The following is an 8,771-nucleotide window of genomic DNA, read 5'->3' as shown; positions in this document are numbered from 1 at the left end:
GCAAGATGGACAGTCATCCACTCCTGCAGGCGCCTTCACAAGATACCTGCGCATACTTTCAAAGAACTTCGGAATCGGCCTCAGCGCCTTCTTCCAAGTGCCCGACGTTTCCGTCCGAGCGAGCCGCACATTATAGCCGGCTTTTCCGCTTCGTCAACACCTCGTTTCGAGGCGGACTCCGCTGCTTCAACCCCAACCCCGAAGGGCTCTTCGTCGAAGCGAGCCGCCTATTATGTCAGGCTTTTCGTTTCCGTCAACACCTCGATGAGGGCGACTTCAACTTCTTTCCTCACTGCCAACCGGGGCCGGCAGCGAGGGAGCGAGAGTATGCGGCCTGCCTGCGGTTTTGGGAAGAGGCAAAAGCACACTTCCCGCATTCATGCCCCGCTGCGCCCGGAACACGGGCCGCGACCTCACCCTCCCGGCTTCGCGGTCTCGATGACCACTCCCAGCTCCTTGCCGGCCTCGGCCACCTTGACGTGCTTGCCGTCGCTGCGCGCGATCAGATAGTCGGCCGCTACCCAACCGCTTTGTCCGCCATGGCGGACATTGCACCAGCTCAGGTCGTCCAGGCAGCGCTGCACCTCTACCGTCGTCCCCACCGGCAGCACTGCCACCCGTCCGGCCCGCGTATCCGGCGCGCTGCGCAGGTTAAGGCCGCTGCCGCCGACCTTGGCCGACGGCTCGACGATCTCGGGCTGGAACCACAGCACCACCGCGACGATGGCTGCGGCGGCCGCAAGACGCGGGAGGAGACGGGGCATGTCCGATGCCTGGAGGAAAAGGTCCGGCATCAATAGCGCGATGCCGAAAACCCCAGCTGAATTCCGCCGGGGCAACGTCGTGGTCCTTCAGCTTGCCATGCCGCTGTGGCGCAACAGAGCGTCGATCCGCGGATCGCGGCCACGGAACGCGCGGAAATTGCCGGCCGCGCTGCGGCTGCCGCCGCGCGACAGCACTTCGTCGCGGAAGCGCGCGCCGGTCTCGGCAACCTGCTCCGGCGCTTCCTCGAACGCGGCATAGGCGTCGGCGCTCAGCACTTCGGCCCACTTGTAGCTGTAGTACCCGGCCGCATAGCCGCCAGCGAAGATGTGACTGAACTGGTGCGGGAAGCGGTTCCAGTCCGGCGGGAAGTTCACCGCGACCTCGCCGCGCACGCGCTCCAGCAGCTGCAGCACGCTTTCCTGCGCCGGCTGGTACTGGCTGTGCAGCAGCATGTCGAACAGGCCGAACTCCAGCTGGCGCACGGTGAACATGCCGCTCTGGTAGTTCCTGGCGGCCAGCATCCTGTCGAACAGGGCGCGCGGAAGCTGCGCGCCAGTATCGACATGGGCGGTCATCGCCTGCACCTGCTCCCATTCCCAGCAGAAGTTCTCCATGAACTGGCTGGGCAGTTCCACCGCATCCCATTCCACGCCATTGATGCCGGCCACCGCCAGTTCGCCGACACGGGTCAGCAGCTGGTGCAGGCCATGCCCCATCTCGTGGAAGACAGTGGTGACCTCGTCGTGGCTGAAGGTGGCAGGCCTGCCATCGCTGCCGCGGCCGAAGTTGCAGACCAGATAGACCAGCGGCGTCTGCACGCCCGCTGCCGTGACGCGGCGGTTGCGGCAATCGTCCATCCAGGCGCCGCCGCGCTTGCCTTCGCGTGCGTACAGGTCCATGTAGAACTGGCCGACCAGCGCGCCACCGGCATCGACCAGCCGGTAGAAGCGCACCTCTTCGTGCCAGACCGGTGCGTCGTCCGGCTGCACCTTCAACCCATACAGGCGCTCGATCACGCCGAACAGGCCGGCCAGCACCTTCGGCTCGGTGAAGTACTGCTTCACCTCCTGCTCGGAGTAGCTGTAGCGCGCCTGCTTGAGCTTTTCGCTGGCATAGGCCAGGTCCCAGGCCTGCAGATCATCCATGCCGAGTTCGTCGCGGGCGAAGGCTTCCAGCTCGGCACGGTCGCGCTGCGCATACGGCCTGGCGCGTGCGGCCAGATCGCGCAGGAAGCCCAGCACCTGCCCGGCATCCGTCGCCATCTTGGTGGCGATGGAGTACTCCGCGTAGCTGTCGAAGCCCAGCAGCGCGGCCAGTTCGGTGCGCAGGGCCAGGATGCGGTCGATGTTGCCGCCATTGTCGAGGGCGGCATCGCCGAACTCGGAGGCGCGCACGGCATGGGCGCGGTAGAGCGTCTCGCGCAGCGCGCGATTGTCCGCATAGGTCTGCACCGGCAGATAGCAGGGCATGTGCAGGGTCAGCTTCCAGCCTTCGCGCCCTTCCTTCTGCGCCGCCGCGCGGGCATTGGCAAGCACATCGGCCGGCAGGCCCGCCAATCCGGCCTCGTCTTCGACATACAGGGCGAACGCATCGGTGGCATCGAGCACGTTCTGCGAGAACTTCGCCGACAGCGCCGACAGTTCCTGCTGGATCTGCGCGAAGCGCGCCTTGTCGGCCTCGGCGAGTTCGGCACCGCCCAGCCGGAAATCGCGCAATGCGTTGTCCAGCACCCTGCGCCGGGCTTCGTCGAAGTCCGCCGCCTCCGGCGCTGCGGCCAGCGCCTTGTACTGCGCGTACAGCGCCGGGTTCTGCGCCATCGCGCTGCCGAAACGGCTGATCTTCGGCAGGTTGGCGTTGTAGGCCTCGCGCAGTTCCGGCGTGTCGGCCACCGCCTGCAGGTGTGCGACCTGGCCCCAGGCCCGGTACAGCTGCTCGGTGGCGTCGTCCAGCGGCACCACGAAAGTCTCCCAGCTCACCGGCGCCACGGTTTCGGCGGCCTTCACCGCGGCTTCGGCCGCGGCCAGCAGGGCGTCGATGGCCGGGGTGACATGCGCGGGCCGGATCGCGTCGAAATGCGGCAGGCCGGAGAAGTCGAGCAGGGGATTGGCGTTCATGGGATTCTGCAAACGGGGGTCACGCCTGATATGGCGACGGCTCCAGCCACGCACAAGGCAGCGCCGGCAGCCCCTGCCCGTTCACCGCGGCGGCGATGGCGGCATCCGCACCGGCCACATCGATGCCCTGGCGTTCGTACCAGGCCGGATCGTAGTAGCTGTGCGCGTAGCGCTCGCCGGCGTCGCAGAGGATGGTGACGATGGAACCGTCGCGGCCGGCATCGCGCATCAGCTGCGCGGCATGCAGCACGCCAATGAAGTTGGTGCCGGTGGAACCGCCCACGCGGCGGCCCAGGGTGGCGCTGACGTGGCGCATCGCCGCAAGACTCAGCGCATCGGGCACCTTGAGCATCGCATCGACGCAGGTGGGAATGAAGCTGCGCTCCACGCGCGGGCGGCCGATGCCCTCCACGCGCGAACCGCCTTCGCAGGTCATCTCGCGCCAGTCGGCGCCGGCCAGAGCCGCGCAGTAACCGTCGTAGAACACCGACACTTCAGGGTCCGCGCACAGGATCAGGGTGTCGTGGCGGCGATAGCTGACGTAGCGTCCCAGCGTGGCCGCGGTGCCGCCGGTGCCGGGGCTGCAGACGACCCATTCCGGCACCGGGTGCGGCTCCTCGGCCATCTGCTTGAAGATCGACTCGGCGATGTTGTTGTTGGCACGCCAGTCGGTGGCGCGCTCGGCGTAGGTGAACTGGTCCATGAAGTGGCCGCCGGTCTCGCGCGCCAGCCGCTCCGATTCGCAGTTCAGGTCGCAGGCGCGCTGCACCAGGTGGCAGCGGCCGCCGTGGAATTCGATGGCGGCGATTTTCTCCGGCGAGGTGCTGGCCGGGATCACCGCGATGAAGGGCAGGCCAAGCAGGCGGGCGAAGTAGGCCTCGGACACGGCGGTCGAGCCGCTGGACGCCTCGATCACCGGGCAGCCCTCGCGCAACCAGCCGTTGGCCAGCGCATACAGGAACAGCGAGCGCGCCAGGCGGTGCTTGAGGCTGCCGGTCGGATGGCTGGACTCGTCCTTCAGGTAGACGTCGATACCCGGGAAACCGGGCAGGTCGATCGGGATCAGGTGGGTATCGGCCGAACGGTTGAAATCGGCTTCGATCTTGCGGATGGCCGCCGCCACCCAGGCGCGCTGTGACATGGATCGCACACTCGATGAAAACTGATGTCCGATTCTACTGTGGATGGTCTGCTGCGGACGGGCGCACCCGCCCCGGCTGCGGCAGCCAGCACCGCACGATGGTATGGTGCGCACTCCGTTCCATGCCGACTCCGCGTGCCGCGCATCCTGCTGCCCCTGCTGCTGTGCCTGTCCCTGATCGCCGGTGCGGTCGGGTCGGTGTGGTCGGCCACGGCGATGGCGATGCCGGCCGATACCGCAGGGGGCGCACACAGGGAGATGGACCACGCTTGCTGCCACGACGGCGGCGGCATGCACGACGCAGCCAAGCAGCCGCAGCCTCCGGCTTCGCCCTGCGGCGATGGCAAGCACTGCGACTGCACCCAGCACTGCAACATGCTGCCCACGCTGGCGGCGTCGCCAGCCAGCGAGATCGCACGTTCCCCGGAACCCGCGGCGCCCGTGCCCGCGCGCTACGACGTGCGTCCGGCCAAGCTCAACCGGCCTCCCATCGCCTGATCCGGCCATGACCGCCAGCGCGTAGTCACGCCGCTGGCGGCTGTCCCGCAGGAGCACTGCCCATTGCGCAGACGACGCTGGTTGCCGTCGTGCGCCAGGCGCGTTCCTGCACGTCCAGCGCAATCCGCGCCTGCCGTCCGCCCTCCCGGTGGATGGCCGATGGAGTTCCCATGAAAAACGATTTTCTTTCCGACCCGCGCTCGGTGCTGTCGCGGCGACGCTTCGTGCAGGGCCTGGCCCTAGGCGGCGTCGTCGCCGGCACCGGGCTGTGGCGTGCCGGCGATGCCTTCGCCACTCCCGCCCGCGCCGCCACCGCCGGCGAACTTCGCGGCACCGACCTGAGCCTGGCCATCGGCCGCTCCACGGTCGATTTCACCGGCCGCGCGCGCAGCGCGGTCACCGTCAACGGCTCGCTGCCGGCGCCGATCCTGCGCTGGCGCGAGGGCGATACGGTCAACATCCGCGTGGCCAACACGCTCGCCGACGAGATGACCTCGATCCATTGGCACGGCATCCTGCTGCCGGCCAACATGGACGGCGTGCCGGGGCTGAGTTTCGACGGCATCGCGCCGGGCGAAGCCTTCCAGTACCGCTTCCAGCTGCGCCAGTCCGGCACCTACTGGTACCACAGCCATTCGTTGTTCCAGGAGCAGGCCGGCCTGTACGGCGCGCTGGTGATCGATCCGCTGGAGCCGCCGCCGTACCGCTTCGACCGCGAGCACGTGATCCTGTTGTCGGACTGGACCGACCTGGATCCGGCCGCGCTGTACCGGCGCATGAAGAAGATGCCGATGCACGACAACACCTACCAGCGCACGGTGGGCGATTTCATGCGCGATACCCACCGCGATGGGCTGCGCGCCACGCTGGCCGACCGCGGCATGTGGGGGCGGATGCGGATGACGCCCAGCGACATCTCCGACATCAACGCCCACACCTATACGTACCTGATGAACGGCACCGCGCCGGCCGGCAACTGGACCGGGCTGTTCCGCAGCGGCGAGAAGGTGCTGCTGCGCTTCATCAACGGCTCGGCGATGACCTACTTCGACGTGCGCATCCCCGGGCTGAAGATGACCGTGGTGGCCGCCGACGGCCAGTACATCCATCCGGTGAGCGTGGACGAGTTCCGCATCGCCGTGGCCGAAACCTTCGACGTGATCGTCGAGCCTTCCGGGCAGGACGCGTTCACGATCTTCGCCCAGGACATGGGCCGCACCGGCCACGCCTGCGGCACGCTGGCCGTACGCCACGGCCTGCAGGCGCCGGTGCCGGCGCTGGACCCGCGGCCGCTGCTGACCATGGCCGACATGGCCCATGGCGGCGGCCACGATGCCATGCAGATGGCGCACGGCGGGCACGATGCGCATGCCGGCCATGGCGGACACGGCGAGGGCGGCAGCGCGCCGAAGCATCCTCCCGGCGAACGCGGCAACCCGCTGGTGGACATGCAGAGCGCGGCCAGCTCGCCACGGCTGGACGACCCCGGTATCGGCCTGCGCGACAACGGCCGCAGGGTGCTCGCCTACGCCGACCTGCATTCGCTGTTCGACGACCCCGACGGGCGCGAACCCGGCCGCGAGATCGAACTGCACCTGACCGGGCACATGGAGAAGTTCGCCTGGAATTTCGATGGCGTCCCGTTCGCCGGCGCCGAGCCGCTGCGGCTGAACTACGGCGAGCGCATGCGCATCGTGCTGGTCAACGACACCATGATGACCCACCCCATCCACCTGCATGGCGTGTGGAGCGACCTGGAGGACGCCGATGGCCGGTTCCAGGTGCGCAAGCACACCATCGACATGCCGCCGGGAACGCGCCGCAGCTACCGCGTACGCGCCGACGCACTGGGCCGCTGGGCCTTCCACTGCCACCTGCTGTACCACATGGAAGCGGGCATGATGCGCGAAGTGAGGATCGAGGCATGAAGACGACGACCCGATCCCTGCTGTTCATCGCCCTGGCCGCGGCCACCGGCAGCGCTGCCGCACAGGATGCGCACTCAGGCCATCACGTCCATGGGGCCACCGCAAAGCCAGATCCACACGCGGGCCATGCATCGGCCATCCCCGCCAAGGCCGCGGAGAAAGACCCGCACGCGGGCCATGCCGGACCGGGTGGCACTGCCACGGCGGACGACCCGCATGCAGGCCACGCCACACAGGCCGGCACCTCCGGCCGGTCAGGCATGCCGGCCGACCACGCCGCGCATATGGACCATGCATCCCATGCGGCGCCGCAACCCGTGGATCCGCATGCGGGCCATGCGCCGGCCACCGCCGCCAAGGCCGTGGAGAAAGACCCACACGCGGGCCACGTCGGGCCGGGGGGCACGACCATGGCGGACAACCCGCATGCAGGCCAGGGCACACCCGCCGGCCACGCCGCGCACATGGACCATGCATCCCATGCGACGCCGCAACCCGTGGATCCGCATGCGGGCCATGCGGCGGAGACACCAGCCAGCGAGCCCGCCCATTCCCATGACGCCCACGCCGGACACGCCATGCATGGCGCCCACATGCCGGCTAAGGCGACGGCCCCTTCCGACGCCGGCACGCACGGCGCGCATGGGGCACACGACGAACACGCCGGCCACGGCGCCGCGGCGATGCAGGCACCACGCGAGCCCATTCCGGAGCCGACCGCCGCGGATCTGGCCGCCGCGTTCCCCACGCTCGCGTCACATGCCATGGAACATGCCCCGGGTTTCAACAGCCTGGTGCTGTTCGACCATCTGGAAGCCTGGAACAACGCCCATGGCAGCGGACAGTCGTGGGCCGCCAAGGGCTGGTTCGGCAGCGACATCGACCGCCTGTGGCTGCGCAGCGAGGGGCAGCGCAGCGAGGGCCGGCTCAGCGGGTGGTCGCTGGATGCGCTCTACGGCCACGCCATCTCGCCCTGGTGGGACGTGGTCGGCGGTGTCCGCCACGATGGCGGCGACGCAGCCGGCCTGACCCGCGCGGCCATCGGCGTGCAGGGCCTGGCGCCTTACAAGTTCGAGTTCGCCGCCACTGCTTACCTGGGGGGGCCGCGCAGGGCCGAACTGGCGGTGGAGGCGGAGTACTCGCTGCTGCTGAGCAACCGGCTGATCCTGCAGCCGTCGCTGGCAGCCAGCCTGGCCGCCGACAGCGATCCGCGCCGCGGCGTCGGCAGCGGGCTCGGCCACGTCGAGGCCGGCCTGCGCCTGCGCTACGAGATCACCCGCCGCTTCGCGCCCTATGTCGGCTTCGTGCACGAGCGCCGCTTCGGCCGGACCGCCGGCCTGCACCGCGATGCCGGGGAAAGCCCGTGCGATTCGCGCTGGGTGGCCGGCGTGCGTTTCTGGTTCTGAACGGACGAGGAGTGAGTGGAGACGAGCTGGAAGAAGCAACAACCCCCTGCTGATCTCTTCGCTTCCGCTTCCGCCTTTTCTCACTCCTCACTCCCCTGCACTCACTGCTCGCTTTTCCTTTTGGAGATTCCAATGAATGTTCCCCTGCACAGGATGGTGTCGCTGCTGCTCGTCGCCGCCTCCGCCTTCATCGTCACCGCCTGCGACGCCGCCACACCACCAGGCACGCCCGGCAAACAGGCGGCCGGGCACGCTGCCGACACGACGCAGGTCGTGCACGTCCACAAGGATGCGTACTGCGGCTGCTGCAACGGCTGGATCGAGCACATGCGCGCGGCCGGCTTCACCGTGATGGCCCATGACAGCGCCGACATGGCGGCGGTGAAACAGCGCCTGGGCATTCCGCTGGCGCAGGCGTCCTGCCACACCGCCGAGGTCGGTGGCTATGTGCTGGAAGGCCATGTCCCGGCAGCGGACGTGCAGCGCCTGCTGCGCGAGAAGCCGGCGGCGCGCGGCCTGGTGCTGCCGGGCATGCCCATCGGTTCGCCGGGCATGGAATCACCGGATGGCCGCCGCGACGCGTTCACCGTCGCGCTGCTCGGCAAGGACGGCAGCCTGCAGCCCTACTCCCGGCATCCCTGACGGGCGGGGAAGGCTCCAATGGGCCTGGTCCCGTTCTACGCCCTACGGTGTCGGGCAACGCCCGACGGGCTTGGCTGGCAATGCTCCAGCGGGGCGTTGCCCCGCTCTACAAGGCGATGGGGATTGCGGCTCTGTAGCGCCGGGCAACGCCCGGCGGGGGACTTCGTCGGTAATGCCCCAGCGGGACGCTGCCCCGCTCTACAAGGCGATGGGGATTGTGGCTCTGTAGCGCCGGGCAATTCCCCGCCGGGGTCGTAGGCGGGTATGCCCCAGCGGG

At 68.8% G+C, this 8,771-nt stretch carries 7 protein-coding genes; 4 read left to right on the top strand and 3 right to left on the bottom strand.

Translation table 11 applies throughout. From position 1 onward, the window contains the following. Positions 1-413: 413 nt before the first annotated feature. The 3 genes from QMX80_RS17005 to QMX80_RS16995 form a co-directional block, all read right to left on the bottom strand. Positions 414-764 (bottom strand): SH3 domain-containing protein, encoded by a 351-nt coding sequence (locus QMX80_RS17005; RefSeq protein WP_282278350.1) that lies wholly within the window; start codon positions 762-764, stop codon positions 414-416. A gap of 87 nt (positions 765-851) precedes the next feature. Beyond that, on the bottom strand, positions 852-2,879 hold the full coding sequence (locus QMX80_RS17000; protein WP_282278349.1) for a M3 family metallopeptidase: 2,028 nt from the start codon (positions 2,877-2,879) through the stop codon (positions 852-854). Positions 2,880-2,898: 19 nt separating this feature from the next. Next, positions 2,899-4,020: a PLP-dependent cysteine synthase family protein gene (locus tag QMX80_RS16995; protein WP_055770422.1), complete on the bottom strand. Its 1,122-nt coding sequence runs from the start codon at positions 4,018-4,020 to the stop codon at positions 2,899-2,901. Between the two features lie 135 nt (positions 4,021-4,155). On the opposite strand from QMX80_RS16995, the gene QMX80_RS16990 reads away from it, so the two are divergent. From QMX80_RS16990 to QMX80_RS16975, 4 genes are all read left to right on the top strand, one after another. Next, entirely contained in the window at positions 4,156-4,518 is a 363-nt protein-coding gene (locus QMX80_RS16990) for a CopL family metal-binding regulatory protein (protein ID WP_282278347.1), read from the top strand. Positions 4,519-4,688: 170 nt separating this feature from the next. Beyond that, positions 4,689-6,446, top strand: a complete 1,758-nt coding sequence (locus tag QMX80_RS16985; protein ID WP_282278346.1) for a copper resistance system multicopper oxidase — start codon at positions 4,689-4,691, stop codon at positions 6,444-6,446. Between the two features lie 764 nt (positions 6,447-7,210). Then, entirely contained in the window at positions 7,211-7,852 is a 642-nt protein-coding gene (locus tag QMX80_RS16980; RefSeq protein WP_282278345.1) for a copper resistance protein B, read from the top strand. A gap of 132 nt (positions 7,853-7,984) precedes the next feature. Then, entirely contained in the window at positions 7,985-8,494 is a 510-nt protein-coding gene (locus tag QMX80_RS16975; RefSeq protein ID WP_282278344.1) for a DUF411 domain-containing protein, read from the top strand. Positions 8,495-8,771 lie beyond the last annotated feature (277 nt).

It is taken from the genome of Stenotrophomonas sp. PS02297 (assembly GCF_029959705.1).
GTDB classification, from domain to species: Bacteria; Pseudomonadota; Gammaproteobacteria; order Xanthomonadales; family Xanthomonadaceae; genus Stenotrophomonas; species Stenotrophomonas nitritireducens.
This window is presented reverse-complemented; position numbering and strand designations above follow the sequence as displayed.

Excerpts from the sequence above, each read along its gene's own strand:
- QMX80_RS16975 (WP_282278344.1), top strand. The coding sequence starts at position 7,985 with ATGAATGTTCCCCTGCACAGGATGGTGTCGCTGCTGCTCGTCGCCGCC.
- QMX80_RS16980 (WP_282278345.1), top strand. The coding sequence starts at position 7,211 with ATGGAACATGCCCCGGGTTTCAACAGCCTGGTGCTGTTCGACCATCTG.
- QMX80_RS17005 (WP_282278350.1), bottom strand. The coding sequence starts at position 764 with ATGCCCCGTCTCCTCCCGCGTCTTGCGGCCGCCGCAGCCATCGTCGCG.
- QMX80_RS16995 (WP_055770422.1), bottom strand. The coding sequence starts at position 4,020 with ATGTCACAGCGCGCCTGGGTGGCGGCGGCCATCCGCAAGATCGAAGCC.
- QMX80_RS16985 (WP_282278346.1), top strand. The coding sequence starts at position 4,689 with ATGAAAAACGATTTTCTTTCCGACCCGCGCTCGGTGCTGTCGCGGCGA.
- QMX80_RS17000 (WP_282278349.1), bottom strand. The coding sequence starts at position 2,879 with ATGAACGCCAATCCCCTGCTCGACTTCTCCGGCCTGCCGCATTTCGAC.